Consider the following 15,878-nt stretch of genomic DNA (forward strand, 5'->3'; position numbering starts at 1 on the left):
AACCGGTGCCTGGCGGTGGCTTTGTAGCGCCGTGTCGTGGCAACTAGGCTCATCGGTGATGGCAGGTAACCACTGTAGGAGCGGATTCATCCGCGATGCGCCGCGCCAGCGGCGCTCGGTCGCAGCAGCGCTGCAACGCTGATGTCGGACACACGCAAGGGGCCAGGCCCACCTGGCGCAACAGCTGCTCCAGAACCCGCTCGCCAAACGCCAGGTTGCCATGCAACGGGTCGTCGACCTCGCAGAACTCGGCGCGTTGCAGGCCCTGGTCGTCATTGGTCGCCGCACGCACATCGACCAGCTCGACATCCAGGGCCGTCAGGCGCTCGATCAGTAGCGCCTGGGCCGCCATGAACACCCGGGCGTCGGCCATTGGCGGCACCCGCTGCGGCGGCAGCACGGCGTACACCTTCAGACCCAGGCCAAGCGCCTGCTCATAAAACGCCAGGGCAGGGCGCGACAAGGTGTCGATGATCGTGGCGAACAAGGGCCCTTCGAGAAAACCAGGGTCGAACTCGCCATCCAGGCCCTGGTAGCACAGCCAGTTCTGCCGAGTGGCCAGGTAATGCAGGCTCAGGCCGATGCTGCTGACCAGCGGGCCGGGAATCTTGCCAAGGCTGGGGGCTTCGAGTTGGGCGAGGGCCTGGCGGTAAAGCCGCTCGAGTTCGGCGTCGCGGAACACCACGTCGTCCGGCGCCAGGCTGAAGAAGTCCACCCCGAAATCCCGCCCGGCGCCCAGCGGCCCACCGCTGAACGGCAGTTGCCGCGCCTTGGCGGCCTGGCCGACGACACCGACGTGTGAGTCGCCCAACAGCAGGAAGCTAGGCGTAGTAGTCGAGAATGGCGTCTTCACAGACAAGGTCCTCGCAGGCCAGGGAAGGGGTTGTCGCAGGCGCCGGTGGCGCAGGCTCGGCATCGAGGCCGGCAAAGAACTGGCGCATGACGAAGGCCACGCCTTCAGGCGTCACTTCACGCTGGTTGGGTTGGTAGAAGGCGCCCTTGAACGGCGTGCCGGTGATGATTTCATAGGACGGGAAGTAGTCCACCTGTGGCAGGTCCTGGCAAAGCTGGCCGGCCACGGCGCGTAGCACCGACTTGGAGTAGGTGGTGGCGCTGAGCACATGCTCGCCGGTGGCGCTGGCGGTCAGTGGAACCGGCGAGACGGTGAGCAGCAGGCGCAGCGCAGGGTTTGCCGTACGCATCAGCGTGATGGCCTCGGTCATGGCCTGGCAGGTGTCGTTGAAGCCGAAGTTGCGAAACTCATGCACCCGAGGATCGAACTCGCCGCACACGGTGCCTGGGCACACCGGGTACACAACGCCGGTCTCGCGATTGGCCCAGGCTTCCGTCAGCCCCAGGGTGAAGACGAACACCTTGGCCCGGCGCACGGCCAGGCGGATCGCCGCCAGGGTTGCTTCCCGCGAATCGAACAGCGCCTGTTCACTGTCAAAACCGGCCGTTTCCACCGCTGGGCGGAACGGGTCGAAGAAGCGCCCCTCGCGCTGCCAGGTTTCGCCTGACGGGGGTTGCGTGCCCAGGGCCCACGCCAGCCACTGGCGTAGCATTGCCGGGGTATACAGGTTGCCGGTACGGAACGAGAACACCCCGAACTGGCGCGCCTTGCGTGCGTCTTCGGGCATGTCGCCCGGGGCCGGCTCGGCGTCGAGCCAGTTCATCCCACGCGCCACCAGGGCCCGGCCGATGTGCTGGGCGAAACAGGAACCGGCGGTGACGATAGCGTGCTTGGCGTCGATCTCGAACGCGGGCGACCACAGCTCGCCGATCTGTTCGACGGGCCTGTCGGCGACCGCCGTGCGCCAGAAAGCGCGCGGCGGCAGGCATTGGTAGGGGTTCATGGGCTATCCGTGCAGGTCGAGGCGGTAGATGAGGTCATCGCGCCAGGTGCCGCCGAGCAAGTAGGCTTCGGGCTCCTGGCGTTCGAAGGTGAAACCGCATTTGTCCATCACCCGGCAGGAGGCGCGGTTGCCGTCGGTGATGGTGGACTCCAGGGTGCTCAGGCCAATGGCCGTGGCGTACTCGATCACCGCTCGGAGGGACTCGGTGCCGAAACCCTGGCCTTGATGCTCCGGTAGCAGCAGGTAACCGACCTCGGCATGGCCCGGGCGCAGGATGCGCAGGCCGGTGACCCCCAGGTCTTGCCGGGTGGCTTTGTCGGTCATCACCAGGCAAAGCCAGTGATCGGCTTCAGCTGTCCAGGTCGGGAGACGGTGCTCGAAGCCGCGCCGGACTTCGCTTTCCGGCAGCTCGTCGAACACATGGCGCATGGTGTCGGGCTCGCGATGGAGCCTCAGGAACAGGGGCCAATCGGTTTCGACCAGGGGGCGCAGATACAGCCGATCGGTGTGCAGCTCCAGCATCCAGTGCTCCTTGCAGGGTGGGGAGGGCAGGGTGTTTTGTACGCGCAGTGGGCGGGATGATCAAGCGCCAGGGGGCGGCTCGATCTTCTGCAAGTGGCTGGTAGCATCGCTCAAGAGCGGGTCATGGGTCTTCCGAGGACACGATCATGCTGCCTAATTGACCAGCGCTTGCCGATCATCAATGTCTTATATAGGGTATCGCCGGATCGGTTTGAGATTCCGTCGTTGAGGAGTGGTACGTTGAGCAGGGCAGAAAATAAGGTTCAGACAGCTATCATGCTTGCGCTGCACGATTACTGTAATCGAAACGACATGCCTCGCCTGGAGTTGTTCCCCCCATACTCGAACCAGCAGGGGAGTACCCTGAATAAATTCTGTGCTGACCTCGTAGGCCGACTGGGTCATGCCAAATTAATATTGTTGGAGATAAAAGAGCTCGATGTGGACGCTGGAGAGTTCCCGGCGTTTAGGAAACATCAACATGACGAAAATTTGCGATTTGAAAAGCTCGGCGTCCCCTTGGCGTATGCCTACAACACCATCGAAGTTTTGGCCTATCACGAAGATCCCCGTCCAACGGATTGGGTGAGCTGCACGCTTTCAAGCATAAACCGTAGCGTGCCTAGCCTGTTACCCGGAAGCGCGCCTGACGTGGGTAAACACGCTTCTCTACTTGCCTGGTTGCAAGGGGCGTCAGGCCAGGATGTTTCAGAAGGGCTTGGCAGGATATTCGGCGCCTTTAAAAGCGCGGATCAATTCAGAAACGGCATGCTGGTGTTACTGCATAGCATTGATGAGAATATCCTGACCAGCTTAAAGGGGGATGAGCTGGAAATGGTCATGAAGACGCTTGAAGGAAAGCCGTCCCTTTCAGTAAAGGGTCAAGAAAACCTAGAGCGTTTGCTAGGTGCGTCTGCAAGTGTATTCAAGGCGTTTTCGCGCAACACGAAAAATTTAAAGCCTTGATCGGGTGGCATCCGTTTTAGGAACAACATTGACGCCTTCGCGTTTGGCTCGGATGCGTTTTTGTATGCCCAAGTGCTGTGAGCCCGCCGTCGCTGGTGGTCGAGGGCGACAAACCGGATGATTCTGGTGCGTATCGCGTGGGATGGCCTTGTATCTCATAAGCGCAGGATCAGGCATGGCGAGTGCCGGATCGGGCAATGCCATACGCCCGTGCCTTCTTATACTGCTCACTTCCGACCTGCGCCCCCAGGGGACCATCACCTTGAAACGCCATCCATTGTTCCGCGCACCGATCGACGATCACGGCTATTCCCCGCAATCCCGTCAGGGACGCTTCCACAATCTGTCGCCACGCCCAACAGACATGCCCGAGCCGGGCGCCAAGGTGATCTGGAACGCGTTGTTCAACAAACCGACCGCCACGGTGCCGCAGGCACCGGTGCCGGTGCTGAGGCTGACCCGCGCGCAACTCGACGCTGCGCCCGACGCCAGCCTGTTCCGCCTGGGCCACTCCACGGTGCTGTTCAAGCTCGAGGGCGGCTGGTGGCTGACGGACCCGGTGTTTTCCAAGCGCGCCTCGCCGCTGCCGTTCGCCGGCCCCAAACGTTTTCACGCGCCACCGCTGAGTCTGGACGAGTTGCCGCCGATACGTGGCGTGATCCTGTCCCACGACCACTACGATCACCTGGACCGGGCGACGATCAAGGCCCTGGCGCCCAAGGTGGAGCTGTTCCACACGCCCCTGGGCGTGGGCGATCGCCTGTTGGCCTGGGGCGTGCCGGCGGCCAAGGTTCGCCAGTTGGACTGGTGGCAGGGGGTAGAGGCGGGCGGCGTGCGCCTGACCGCCACCCCGGCCCAGCACTTCTCCGGTCGCGGCCTGCGCGATGGCAATCGCACGTTGTGGTGCTCCTGGGTGATCGACTCCCCGACGCTTCGGCTGTTCTTCAGTGGCGATACCGGTTACTTCGACGGCTTTGCCGAGATCGGCCGGCGCTTCGGCCCGTTCGACCTGACCCTGATGGAGACCGGGGCCTATGACGAACACTGGCCTTACGTGCACATGCATCCGCAGCAGACGGTGCAGGCACACCAGGACCTGGGCGGGCACTGGCTGCTGCCGATCCACAACGGCACCTTCGACCTGGCCTTGCATGCCTGGTATGCACCGTTCGAAGAGGTGCTCACGTGGGCGGCGCAGCAGGGGGCGCAGGTGGCCACGCCACGGATGGGCGAGCGCATCGACCTGCATGCGCCACACATGGGTGAGCGCTGGTGGCGCGGGGTGGTCGAGCAGGAACCGCAGGGGAACGAGCAGCGCTGCCGATTGACGGCGGCGCGGAGTCTTTGAGAACAGCACGGTACCTGTGGGAGCCGGCCCACCGCCGCTGCTTGGATAACCCCGCGCCGATAACCGCCAGGGTTCGCTACTGTATGTAGACCTCCGTGCGGTTACGCCCCCGTTGCTTGGCACGATAGAGCGCCTGATCGGCCAGGCCGACCCAGTGATCGAGTGGCGCGGTGCCGTCGACACGGCCAGCCCAGCGGCAGCGTGGCCGTGTTCGCGAGGTGCTGCGTTGAGGTACTATCGCCACCTCGCAACGGCGCCCGTGCGCGCCAGACCAAGGACTGTATGCCCGTCACCCTGTCCCTGCGCCGCCTGCTTGCCTGTGTCGTTCTCGGGGCGCTGGCTGGCTGCCAGCCCGAACCACCGTCGCCACTCGACCAGCAACTCTACATCTGGCAGCGCCAGTGGCGGCCTGTCCATGCCCAGGCCCTGGCCGAGAGCCGGGCGGATTTCACGACCTTGCGGGTACTGGCGTTGCAGGCCCAGCCCAAGGCCGGGTGGAGCAGGGCGCTGGTCGACCTGGCGCAACTGAAGGCCGATGGCCGGCCGGTGATCGCGGTCGTGCGCCTGGACGGCCAACTCCCTGCACTGGACCAGGAGGCGGCACGTGCCCAGATCGCGCAACTGCTGGCCGACTGGCAAGCTGTCGGCGTGACCCTGAGTGGGCTTGAAATCGACCACGACAGTGGCAGCGCCCGCCTGCCGGGCTACACCGACTTTCTCTTGAACCTGCGTGAACAGCTGCCACCCGGCCTGAAACTGAGCATCACCGCGTTGCCCACCTGGCTCGACAGCCCGCAGCTGCCTGCGCTGCTACAGGCGGTGGACAGCAGCGTGCTGCAGGTGCATGCGGTGAGCGACCCGCGGCGGGGCCTGTTCGACCCTCTACAAGCCAGGCAATGGGCCGAACGCTGGAGCCGCGTCAGCGAAAAGCCGTTCTACCTCGCCTTGCCCGCCTATGGCATCGCGCTGCTGCCGGATACCGGTGGCACTCCCGTGGTGGAAAGCGAAGCGCCCTTGGACCTTGCTGGCGAGCGCCGAGAGCTGCAGGCCGACCCGCAACAGCTACTGGACCTGGGGCGGCAACTGCGCAACCAGCCGCCCGCGCACCTGGCCGGGCTGATCTGGTTTCGCCTGCCATTGCCCGGCGACCGCCGTGCCTGGAGCCTGACCACCCTGAAAGCGGTGGCGCGCGGCGACGCGCTGGCCAGCCAGTGGCAGGTCGAAACGACCGGGCGTGACGGGCTCTACGACATCAGCCTGGCCAATGTCGGCAATCTCGACCAGCCACTCCCCGAGCGGGTAGCACTGAACATCGGCACCTGCGACGCCGCCGACGGGCTCAACGGTTACCGCTTGCAGCTATCCCCCCAACACCTCGTCTTCAACCGCCAGTCCAGCGCGCGTGTCGCGGCTGGGGGCCGGCGCGTGCTCGGTTGGGCACGCTGCCAAGGAATCGATCAAGGAGCATGGAATGTCTACCCGTAACTGGCCTCGGCACCTGTTGTGCCTGTCGCTGAGCGTGCCCTTCGGCACAGCGCTGGCCTGTGGCCCCGACTTCCCGATGCAGTTGCTCAGGGACCGGGCACAGGCACTGGCTGAGCTACCGGAAGGTAATTTCGCGTTCGAAGTCAACCGCCTCGGCCAGCCGCTGGCGGGCCTGAAGCCCACCACTGAAGCCACCCTGACGCCTTACTGGGACAGCGACGACAACGGCCGGCCGTACCGAGCGCAGCGCAGCCAGGTCGAAGCCAGCGAGCTGCCGGAACACCTGCGGGACAAGGTCGCGCGGCTGCGCACCTTGCAAGATCCGCAGCAGGTTGAAGCGCAAGGCGCCGACCTGCCGGACGAACTGCGCCTGTACATCGCCGGCGCGGTGGCGTTCGATGCCAGCGACAATGCCCAGGCAGTGGCATATTTCAGCAAGGTACTGGCGTTGCCCGCCGAGCAGCGCAAGCTGCGCAGCACCTGGGCGGCCTATTCCCTGGGGCGGGCACTGGCGGCCCAGAGCCGCGAAGCCGGCGACGACCTGCAGCCAGCACCAGAGGCCTTGCAGGCTCGGGCCCGGCAGGCTTTCCAGCAGGCTCGGGCCCTCAGCGCCGAAGGCTTCAGCGACCCGCTCGAACTGGGGGTGGCCAGCTTCGGCGAGGAGGCCCGCCTGGCCAAGCTCGCCGGCGACTGGAACAGCGCCATCCAACTGTATGCCAACCAGAGCCGGCTGGGCTCGGGCAATGGCTACAGCTCGCTCAGGCAGCTCGCCGACGAGCTGGTGGCCATGCCGGACGAGGCACTGCAAACCCTGTTGCGCCAACCCATGCCACGCAAGCTGCTCACCGCGTACCTGCTGAGCCATATCGGCTGGGACTACGACAGGCAGCAGCCGGCTCAGGAACGGCGCCTCCCTCGGCTGCTGCAGGCCGGTGTCGGCGACAACCTGGACGATGCCGACCGCCTGGCGGCGTTGAGCTACCAACAGGGCGACTTCGTCGCGGCCCAAGGCTACCTGCGCCATGCCGGCGACACCGGCCTGGCCTGGTGGTTGAGAGCCAAGCTGGCCCTGCGCGAGGGTGACAAGGCCCAGGCGGCAGCCGCCTATGCCAAGGCCGCCGCCGCGTTTCCCCGCGATGAATCCTGGGGCGCGCGGCAAACCCCGGATTGGGATTATGAAAGCGTGAAACCCGGCTGCCGAGTCGAAGGCGAGGGCGCGATCCTGGCCCTGGAACGCGGCGATTACCTGCAGGCGTTCGACCAACTGTACAGAAGCCAGGAGGTCTACTGGCAGGACGCGGCGAACGTGGCCGAGCGGGTGCTGACCCTCGATGAGCTCAAGGGGTATGTCGATGCCCATGTACCCGCGCCGCCGGCCGCCGAGGCTGAGGAGGGCAGTTACGTGCCACGACCGGTGGCGACGCAATTGCGCGAGCTGCTCGGCCGCCGCCTGCTGCGCGAGGGGCGTTACGACGAAGCACCGGCCTATTTCGATACGCCGCAACTGCGGGCCGACGCCAAGGCCTACGTACAGCACCGCAAGGACGCTGTCTCGAACTGGACGGCCACCGGTCGAGCCGAGGCACTGTATGGCGCAGCGACATTGGCGCGCGCGTCCGGCATGGAGATCCTGGGCTACGAGATGGCGCCGGACTATGCCTGGCTGGGCGGCGGCTTCAGCCTGGGGAGCGCCGAAGTGCAACCGGGGCCATTGATTGGCGCCGGCGAGCTGCAGCGTCAGCAGGCAACCGCAGCCAAGCCCGACCTGCGTTATCACTACCGTTATGTCGCCGCCGACCTGGCCAACCAGGCCGCGAACCAGCTGCCTCATAGCAGCCAGGCCTTCGCCGCGGTGCTGTGCACGGCGGCCGGCTGGGTGCCCGGCAGCGATCAGGAAAGTGCCCTGTACAAGCGCTACGTCGAGCAGGGGCCCTTCGTTCAATGGGCGGAGGACTTTGGCAAGCAGTGCGAGGCGCCCCGGTTCGACCAGGCCAACAAGCGCTATGTGACCGAGGCGTTGGATGCCGCGCGTGACGTGCTGCGACCGTACAAGGCGCAGGTCTTGCCGTTTGGGTTGGCGGCAGTGGCTGGTGTTGCCTGGCTGTGGGTCAGACGGCGCAAGACTAAGGCCTGAACGAGGGGTAATGTGTTAGCAAATGACGGTCGTCGAGGCATCTATCATGCGCGGCTTGACGTTGCTGTTGGCAATCACGACCATCGCGGGTTGCCAGGCCCCCATGCCGGCCGCCAACCCGCAGATGGCCTGGGTCGACTTTTCGATGCCATTCCCCAATGACCGCGTGCTGCTGGCCGAGCGCCTGGATAAACAGCGCTTGAGCGACGGCCGGTTCTTCCAGGTCAGCCCCGGTGGCCATGAGCTGGTCGTCCGGTTCGACTACGAGGTGAATGGTGGTGGAGGGATGAGCATGATGGGTGGCCCCACTGTCCGGCAGTGCTATCTGACCGTGAGTTACGCGCACTTCAAGGCGGGGCAGCGCTATACGCTCGAGGCGCGCTCCATGGCCATGACACCTGAGGCCCGGTTGTATGACGCCGAGGGCAAGATCGTGGCAGAGGTCAGCGAGTTCTACTGCCTGATGTAACGACGCCACCTGTGTGCCAATCCTGTAGGAGCGGCTTTAGCCGCGATCACCCGCGAAGCGGGTCCCCACACCATGATGCCGGCATCGCGGCTGAAGCCGCCCCTACAGAGGCCACACAATCAATGCCAACCGCGTTGTTCAGCGTATTTACCCAAGAGTCGTCTGAAGCATGAATCGTTCGCTGTTCATTTCCCTGGATGGGCCCAAAGGCACCGGCAAGACCACGTTGCTGGAGTCCGTCACCAAAGCCCTCAGGGCGGACAACAAGAAAGTGATCCGGATCTGCGAGAAGAAAAGCGATCCCTACCGGGGTAAAACCATGGCGTTGGTCAACCAGTTCGTCAGGAACCCCTGCCGGGAGCTGGAACTGAGCGTTTGTGAGCGTTTTGCCGAGAGCCGTCACTGGATCTCGCAGCACGTACTGGCCAAGCAACCACCGGACAGCATCATCCTGATCGATCGCTGGTACCCCTCCGATGCCGCGTTTCGCCGGCTGGTGCCGTTTGCAGAGATTCTGCGCTTGAACATCGAGCGCAATGTGCGGGTGCCTGATCTGCATGTCGGGGTTGTCACCGCCCCTGAAATTTCGTGGGCGAGGGCGGCGGCTCGAACACGCGGGTTGAGCAGTACGGTGATGCATGAACTGGAAGAGCATGTCGCCAGTACCGAGGCGTTCGAGCGGGCAGTTGCCGATAACGGCTGGGTGCTGTGCCGTAACGAAAGCACGATCGAGGCGGCAACGATGCAGGTGGTGTCGGCAATCCAGGGGGTGCCTGGGTACCCGAACACATCCTCTGGCCGCGCACCTGTCTTCACACTGTAGGAGCCAGCCTTGCTAGAGACAGTTTTCAACGAGTACCAGGAAGGACTGGCGAGGCCCGTTTGGCTGCATGTGGAAGGGTGGTAGGCTTCAGCCGTGAGGGCAGGTGTTTGACAAGCGTGGGGCCGCTGTTTGCATGGCGTATCAAGCGCCGCGAAATGGCGCTGGAGATCAATATCAATCAAGGAAGGTAATGGATGAAACTCATTGGCATGCTGGATTCGCCTTATGTGCGCCGGGTGGCGATCTCCCTGGATCTGCTGGGCGTCAGGTTCGAGCACGATCCATTGTCGGTATTCCGCACGTTCGAGGCGTTCTCCCGGATCAACCCGGTGGTCAAGGCGCCGACCCTGGTGCTGGACGATGGCTCGGTACTGATGGACTCGACGCTGATCATCGGCTATTTCGAGACCCTCAGCGGCCCTGACAGCAAGTTGTTGCCGCAGCAACCGCAGGCGTTGGCCGCTGCCTTGGTTACGTTGGGGCTCGCGCTGGCGGCGTGCGAGAAGGCCGTGCAAATCGTCTACGAGCACAATCAACGCCCGGCAGAAAAGCTTCATCTGCCGTGGGTCGAGCGCGTTACCGGGCAGCTGCTCGCCGCCTGTACCGAGCTGGACAAGCATTGTGCTTCACACCCATCGCAAGGTGAGCGTCCAGACCAGGCTGCACTCACGACTGCCGTGGTTTGGTCGTTCATTCAGCTGATGTTGCCCGAGGTGGTCAGGGCCGAAGAGTTCCCGGCACTCAACGCTCATGCGGCGCGGCTGGAAGAGACTGACGTGTTCAAGCGTTATCCGATCACCTGATTGCGGGTGCGAGGGCGGTACGCAGCGCTTATCCGTTCAATTCACGGACGAACGCGTCAGCATCCGAAAAAATAGTACTGGCGTGAAGCAAGCGTGGGGCAGCGTTCTCTTGTTGCAGGACGAATGTCGGAACGCCTTGGACGCCAAACTTGCGCATCATGGCGCGTCCCTCGGTGACACGATCTCGGTTGAACTGGAGCAGGGTATCGTCCGGATGCGCGATACGCTCGGCGGCGGCATCCAGGCCGAGGTGACCCAGCACCTGTACCAAGGTATCCAGTTGGGTCACATCCCGGCCGTCGACATAGCGTGCAGCCTGTATCGCCTTGAGCGCTTCGAACTCGCGCGCGGGCGCGGTCAGGTGCACGGCGCAAAGTGCCAGGGTAAAGGGACCGCTATCAAACGCCTGGTTGCGGTCAGCGAGCACATGATCGCGGTACCGTTCGCTGAACACTTGCCCGGTCAAACGTGCAATACGTTGATCGTTGCTCCAGGCATACGCCGCGAAACCATCGTCCATGGCGCGGGCGCCGTCTCCGGCGAACAAGCCCGTCGGTATCAGGTGCAAGTGGACACCTGTGGTCGCCAGGATCTGCGGCAAAGGCCCGGCCGCGCCATAGCACCATCCACACAGCGGATCGAAGAGGTAGACAAGGGTTTTGCTCATGAGGGAACTCCGTTGACGATAGGGCCAAAATCTTATCGCGCATGTATTGATTTTTAAATGCATACAAAATAAACGTATTGTGTTTTAAAAACATACAATCAGAGGGGCACGATGACGGGCACTTCCAACCTCAATCGGCTTGCCTACTTTACGGCAGTCGTAGAGACCGGCTCTTTTACCGCGGCCGCCGAGCGGCTCGGTATCACCAAGGCGGTGGTCAGCCAGCAGGTCGCGCGATTGGAGCAAGCGTTTCGCACCACGCTGCTGGTGCGCAGCACACGGCGGGTGCGCACCACCGAGGCGGGCCAAGCGTTCTACTACCGCTGTGCAGCGATCCTCAAGCAGGCCGAAGAAGCCTTCGAGGAGCTGTCGGAGTCGGCCAGCGAGCCAACGGGAACCTTGCGCCTGACCGCGCCCTTCGATTACGGCATCGGTGTCGTGGTCCCGGCGATAACCGAGTTTTCACAGCGCTATCCGCAATGCAAGGTCGAGGCGCATTTCAGCGATCAGACACTGGATTCAGGCACTCACGACCTGGACCTTTCCATTCGTGTGGGGTGGATCACCGAGCAGCATTTGCAAGCCCGTCGAATCGGCCACTTCGAGCAGCGGCTGGTGGCCGGGCCCCAGTGGCGAACGCGGGTGGATGCGTTGCACAACCCCGTAGGTCTGGCTGAGCTGCCGCTGGTCGCGAACACGGCGCTGCGGGAACCGACCAGGTGGGCGTTTAGCAGAGGTGAATCAGAGCAGGTGGTGGTGGAGATGAAATCCAGCGTATCGCTCAATGCGACCTTGGCGGTGCGTGAGGCGACCCTTCAGGGGGCGGGGTTGTCTGTCCTGCCTGACTATGTGGCGGCGCCTGACCTGGACGCAGGTCGGTTGATCGAAGTGTTGCCGCAATGGGCACTGCCGCGTGGGGATATCCACGTGGTGTTTCCGACGGCGCGCTTTCGGCCGGTCAAGGTAATGGCGTTTACCGAGTTGTTGGCAAGGAAAACCCTTCAGACATGATCGGTCACCAGGGCACCGACTTGCCATCCCAGGCCCAGAACGTGCCGGTCTGCAACGGCCCATGCCGGCCGACAAGTTCGAGGATACAGCTCGCGGCGAACGCGGGTGAAAACAGCTTGCCGATTGGCACGTTGCCCTGGAATGGGCGTGAAAGCCGGGTGTCGGTGGTCCCGGGGTGCAAGGCAAGGACTGTCGAGGCGGGGTTGAGTCGCTTGAGTTCGACACTGGCTGTTCGCAGCAGCTGGTTGAGCGCGGCCTTGCTGGCGCGATAGCTGTACCAGCCGCCCAGGTGGTTGTCACTGATCGACCCGACCCGTGCCGACAAGGCGGCGAAGGTCACGGGCTGCTGACGCAAAAGCGGCAGCAAGTGCTTGAGCAGCAGGACCGGGGCGAAGCAGTTGGTGGCGAAACTCGCCTGCAATCCCGCCAGATCCAGTTGCGCCAGCGACTTCTCGGCCCGCGCCGGCGTTTCTTGCAGCACGCCAAGGGTACACAAGACCAGGTGCAACTGATCACAGCAGGCACGGGCCTGGCCTGCCAGTACCTGAAGCGCCTGTTCGTCCCGGGCGTCGCAGTCGAGGCGAACCAACCGGCGGCCATGCTCGCGGGCCAGGGCATCCAGGGCTGGGCTACGGGTTGCCCGTCGCGAGACAGCAAGCAACAGCCCGACGTCATCGCGCGCCAGCAGCTGCGAACACAGGGCAAGACCGATCCCCTGGCTGGCGCCACAGAGCAACACGTTGGCAGGTGTGTGGAGGTTGGGGATGAGGCTCATCGGAGAATCTACCTTGTGTCTGCAGCCAACCTTGAAATCTATACATGATTTGATTAAACCTGTACAAAATTCTAGTCTTGTACAAGTTATGGCTCTCTGCAGATTCGTCATGACATTCCTTGCTCGTTGGGCCTGCCTCTGCCTGTTGCTGACGACGCTGCCAGCGGTCGTTGCGGACTGGCGTGTGGCGCTGCCAGCGGCCCACCCGCTGGGCGGTGGGGACTTCACCTGGTTCGGCCTGCGGCTGTACACCGCACGCTTGTGGGCCGAAGGCCCGCGTCATGACTGGAACCAGCCTTTCGCCCTGGAGCTGACCTACCACCGTTCCTTGTCCCGGGACACGCTGGTGCAAGCCAGCCTCGAGGAGATGCGTCGCCTGGGTGCCGACCGCGTGACGCCGCAACAACTCGAAGCCTGGGCCAAGGTGCTGCAGGAGGCGTTCGCGGATGTGCACCCAGGCATGCGCATCACGGGGGTTTACCTGCCGCAGCAGGGCTGTCGCTTCTACGTCGATGACAAGCTCAGCCGCGACATTGCCGACCCGGTCTTTGCCCAGGCGTTCTTCGCCATCTGGCTGGACCCACGGGCCCGAGACCGCCAGTTGCGCCAGCAACTGCTCGGCATGGCCGGCAAGCACCGAGGAGGCACTTGAACATGTACAGAGCACTGATGCTGGCGGCCTGCCTGGTATTGGGCAGTTGTGGCAATGTTGAAGTCGGGCGGTACGCCGCAGAGCAACCCCGTTTCGACCTGGCGGCCTTCTTCTCGCACCCGGTGCAGGCCTGGGGCATGTTCCAGAAACGTTCCGGAGAAGTGGTAAAGCGCTTCCACGTTCGCATCGACAGCCGTCGGGACGGCGAGCGGCTGATCCTCGACGAGCATTTTCTCTACAGCGACGGCACACGGCAGCGGCGCACCTGGACGCTGGTGCCGGACGGTCCCGGCCACTGGCGCGGCACCGCCGGGGATGTGATCGGCGAGGCTCGCGGCGAAGTGGCCGGCAATGCATTGCGCTGGCGCTACCAGTTGGATCTGCCCGTGGACGGGCGGCACTGGCAGGTGGATCTGGACGACTGGATGTACCTGATGGATGACGACACCCTGATCAACCGCTCGAAGATGAGCAAGCTGGGGGTGGAGATTGGCCAGATCACCCTGTTCTTCCGCCGGTTGCCGGAGCGGGCGCGATGAGCCGGAACCCACCTGCCGAACGGAGCAAGATCTGCACGGTATGTGGCCGGCCGTTCACTTGGCGTAAGCGTTGGGCGCGGTGCTGGGAGGAGGTGAAGTATTGTTCACAGCGCTGTCGCCGCTCGGCGCCACGGCGCAGGACACAGGAGCAAGGGTAGGGCGGCCGCGAGACCAGATGCTGCGCCGCCCGGATGCTTCAACCTCGGGACGCGCCCCTAACGCAAGCGTGATCGCCACCGAGATGAAGAAGTCGGGCAGGGGGCATGGCGGGCGATTGCGGTGTGCCTGATGCATCTTGTCATTTGCAATGGCTTAGGGCAGGGTCGATGCCATGGACATCTCTGCCAAAGGAGCCACACCATGTCAAAGATTTATCCCGGTATCGATCCCGAGGGGCTGGTCGAGTATTCGGTGGTCTACACCGACCGCTCGCTCAACCACATGTCCCAGTCGTTTCAAGGTGTGATGAAGAACATTTCAACGACCCTGAAGCAGGTCTACAACGCCGAGGCTGTTGCGGTGATCCCGGGCAGTGGCACTTTCGGCATGGAAGCGGTTGCACGGCAGTTTGCTTCCGGCCAGCAATGCCTGGTGATACGCAACGGCTGGTTCAGTTATCGCTGGAGCCAGATTCTTGAGATGGGCAACATTCCAGCGGCCACAACGGTGCTAAAAGCCCGGCCGGTTGAAACGGGGCGCCAGGCAGCCTACGCCCCGCCTCCTCTGGACGAAGTGTTGGCAGCCATTGAGTCGCAGAAACCGCAGATTGTCTTCGCCCCCCATGTTGAAACGTCATCGGGGATCATCCTGCCCGATGAGTACCTGCGGGCTGTGGGCGATGCCGTGCATGCGGTGGGTGGCCTGTTCGTGCTGGATTGCATCGCCTCAGGCGCGATTTGGGTTGATATGCACAAATGCGCAATCGACTTGCTGATCAGCGCACCGCAGAAAGGCTGGAGCGCCTCACCTTGCTGCGCCCTGGTGATGCTCAGCGCTTTGGCCCTTGAGCGCATCGAATCGACGCAAAGCACCAGCTTCGCCTGCGACTTGAAGAAGTGGCTTCAGATCATGCAGGCCTATGAGCAGGGGGGCCATGCCTACCATGCGACCATGCCCAGCGATTCCCTCGCGCGATTCAACGACGTGATGAACGAGACACAAGCCTACGGTTTCGACAAGGTCTGCGACGAACAACAGGCCCTGGGTGATCGGGTGCGCGCAATGATGGCCCGCAAAGGTATCAAGAGCGTGGCCGCAGCAGGTTTTCAGGCCCCAGGCGTGGTGGTGAGCTACACCGATGATGCCGACATCAGGAGTGGTAAGAAGTTTGCCAACCACGGCCTGCAGATTGCCGCAGGCGTGCCGTTGCAGTGCGACGAGCCAGCCGACTTCCAGACCTTCCGCATCGGCTTGTTCGGGCTCGAAAAGCTGCACAATATCGAGCGCACGGTCAGCACCCTCGAGCAGACACTGGACGAGGTGATGGTTAACTGAACGCTCGGTGGGAGAACTTGCAATGACGACAAACGATGCAAGGTCCCGATTCGAAGTAACGCTTCTTCGCCCGGCAACGCCCGGTAGTGATGGATCGTGGGCGTTCGCAGTACTTCCAAGGGACATGAGTGAGCGGCTTCCGAGGCGGGGAAGGACGACAGTTGGAGGTGTGCGCCCGAGGCAGAACATTAACCCTGGCCTGGCAAACTGCGCAGCAGGGTATCTTTAGCGCACCGCAACAGTCCGCGGCGGCTGGCGCAGATGCGCTTGCCCAACCGCGCTGACTTCAGATTCCATTCAGATTCGCGCCTGATAATTCCCCCGTCGAGCCCAA

17 protein-coding genes and 1 pseudogene are annotated in these 15,878 nt (G+C 63.4%); 13 read left to right on the forward strand and 5 right to left on the reverse strand.

Annotated features, from left to right (window positions below; translation table 11 throughout):
• Positions 1 to 49 precede the first annotated feature (49 nt).
• Genes IM733_RS06325 through IM733_RS06335 form a run of 3 tightly spaced genes read right to left on the reverse strand, consistent with a single transcriptional unit; the run spans position 50 to position 2,378 of the window.
• Positions 50 to 853 carry a hypothetical protein gene (locus tag IM733_RS06325; protein WP_248920051.1) on the reverse strand — a complete coding sequence of 268 codons (804 nt, stop codon included), beginning with the start codon at positions 851 to 853 and terminating at the stop codon, positions 50 to 52.
• On the reverse strand, positions 822 to 1,856 hold the full coding sequence (locus tag IM733_RS06330; RefSeq protein ID WP_248920052.1) for a GSCFA domain-containing protein: 1,035 nt from the start codon (positions 1,854 to 1,856) through the stop codon (positions 822 to 824). Before IM733_RS06330 ends, IM733_RS06325 begins: the two co-directional genes overlap by 32 nt.
• 3 nt (positions 1,857 to 1,859) lie before the next feature.
• On the reverse strand, positions 1,860 to 2,378 hold the full coding sequence (locus IM733_RS06335) for a GNAT family N-acetyltransferase (RefSeq protein WP_248920053.1): 519 nt from the start codon (positions 2,376 to 2,378) through the stop codon (positions 1,860 to 1,862).
• Positions 2,379 to 2,618: 240 nt separating this feature from the next.
• Between IM733_RS06335 and IM733_RS06340 the strand changes: the two genes are divergently transcribed.
• The 7 genes from IM733_RS06340 to IM733_RS06370 all read left to right on the forward strand — a co-directional run bounded on the left by IM733_RS06340 (position 2,619) and on the right by IM733_RS06370 (position 10,406).
• Positions 2,619 to 3,344: a hypothetical protein gene (locus IM733_RS06340; RefSeq protein ID WP_248920054.1), complete on the forward strand. Its 726-nt coding sequence runs from the start codon at positions 2,619 to 2,621 to the stop codon at positions 3,342 to 3,344.
• A 262-nt stretch (positions 3,345 to 3,606) separates the two neighbouring features.
• On the forward strand, positions 3,607 to 4,692 hold the full coding sequence (locus IM733_RS06345) for an MBL fold metallo-hydrolase (protein ID WP_432760395.1): 1,086 nt from the start codon (positions 3,607 to 3,609) through the stop codon (positions 4,690 to 4,692).
• A 282-nt stretch (positions 4,693 to 4,974) separates the two neighbouring features.
• Positions 4,975 to 6,177: a DUF3142 domain-containing protein gene (locus IM733_RS06350; RefSeq protein ID WP_248920055.1), complete on the forward strand. Its 1,203-nt coding sequence runs from the start codon at positions 4,975 to 4,977 to the stop codon at positions 6,175 to 6,177.
• Entirely contained in the window at positions 6,164 to 8,311 is a 2,148-nt protein-coding gene (locus IM733_RS06355; protein ID WP_248920056.1) for a hypothetical protein, read from the forward strand. The genes IM733_RS06350 and IM733_RS06355 overlap by 14 nt, the downstream gene beginning before the upstream one ends.
• 46 nt (positions 8,312 to 8,357) lie before the next feature.
• Positions 8,358 to 8,780, forward strand: coding sequence for a hypothetical protein (locus IM733_RS06360; protein ID WP_248920057.1), 423 nt, complete (start codon positions 8,358 to 8,360; stop codon positions 8,778 to 8,780).
• A 169-nt stretch (positions 8,781 to 8,949) separates the two neighbouring features.
• Positions 8,950 to 9,603 carry a dTMP kinase gene (locus tag IM733_RS06365; protein WP_248920058.1) on the forward strand — a complete coding sequence of 218 codons (654 nt, stop codon included), beginning with the start codon at positions 8,950 to 8,952 and terminating at the stop codon, positions 9,601 to 9,603.
• Positions 9,604 to 9,797: 194 nt separating this feature from the next.
• The gene (locus IM733_RS06370; RefSeq protein WP_248920059.1) at positions 9,798 to 10,406 is read left to right on the forward strand and encodes a glutathione S-transferase; all 609 of its coding nucleotides are present in this window, start codon (positions 9,798 to 9,800) and stop codon (positions 10,404 to 10,406) included.
• Between the two features lie 28 nt (positions 10,407 to 10,434).
• On the opposite strand, the gene IM733_RS06375 is transcribed toward IM733_RS06370, so the two are convergent.
• Entirely contained in the window at positions 10,435 to 11,073 is a 639-nt protein-coding gene (locus tag IM733_RS06375; RefSeq protein WP_248920060.1) for a DsbA family protein, read from the reverse strand.
• 111 nt (positions 11,074 to 11,184) lie between these two features.
• Here IM733_RS06375 and IM733_RS06380 point away from each other — a divergent pair, with 111 nt between their 5' ends.
• Positions 11,185 to 12,084 (forward strand): LysR family transcriptional regulator, encoded by a 900-nt coding sequence (locus IM733_RS06380; protein ID WP_248920061.1) that lies wholly within the window; start codon positions 11,185 to 11,187, stop codon positions 12,082 to 12,084.
• Between the two features lie 4 nt (positions 12,085 to 12,088).
• Here IM733_RS06380 and IM733_RS06385 read toward each other — a convergent pair whose 3' ends face one another.
• Positions 12,089 to 12,859: an SDR family NAD(P)-dependent oxidoreductase gene (locus IM733_RS06385; RefSeq protein WP_248920062.1), complete on the reverse strand. Its 771-nt coding sequence runs from the start codon at positions 12,857 to 12,859 to the stop codon at positions 12,089 to 12,091.
• Positions 12,860 to 12,968: 109 nt separating this feature from the next.
• On the opposite strand from IM733_RS06385, the gene IM733_RS06390 reads away from it, so the two are divergent.
• The 5 genes and pseudogenes from IM733_RS06390 to IM733_RS25650 all read left to right on the forward strand — a co-directional run.
• Positions 12,969 to 13,511 carry a chalcone isomerase family protein gene (locus IM733_RS06390; RefSeq protein ID WP_248920063.1) on the forward strand — a complete coding sequence of 181 codons (543 nt, stop codon included), beginning with the start codon at positions 12,969 to 12,971 and terminating at the stop codon, positions 13,509 to 13,511.
• A 2-nt stretch (positions 13,512 to 13,513) separates the two neighbouring features.
• Positions 13,514 to 14,050, forward strand: a complete 537-nt coding sequence (locus IM733_RS06395; RefSeq protein WP_248920064.1) for a DUF3833 domain-containing protein — start codon at positions 13,514 to 13,516, stop codon at positions 14,048 to 14,050.
• Positions 14,047 to 14,208, forward strand: coding sequence for a DUF2256 domain-containing protein (locus IM733_RS06400; protein WP_248920065.1), 162 nt, complete (start codon positions 14,047 to 14,049; stop codon positions 14,206 to 14,208). Before IM733_RS06395 ends, IM733_RS06400 begins: the two co-directional genes overlap by 4 nt.
• A gap of 202 nt (positions 14,209 to 14,410) precedes the next feature.
• Positions 14,411 to 15,544 (forward strand): aminotransferase class V-fold PLP-dependent enzyme, encoded by a 1,134-nt coding sequence (locus tag IM733_RS06405; RefSeq protein ID WP_248921128.1) that lies wholly within the window; start codon positions 14,411 to 14,413, stop codon positions 15,542 to 15,544.
• Positions 15,545 to 15,566: 22 nt separating this feature from the next.
• Positions 15,567 to 15,713 (forward strand): annotated as a pseudogene (locus IM733_RS25650) (YdeI/OmpD-associated family protein); the annotation flags it as partial.
• Positions 15,714 to 15,878: the final 165 nt, after the last annotated feature.

Origin of the sequence: Pseudomonas entomophila (genome assembly GCF_023277925.1) — a bacterium.
In the GTDB taxonomy this organism is placed as follows: domain Bacteria; phylum Pseudomonadota; class Gammaproteobacteria; order Pseudomonadales; family Pseudomonadaceae; genus Aquipseudomonas; species Aquipseudomonas entomophila_D.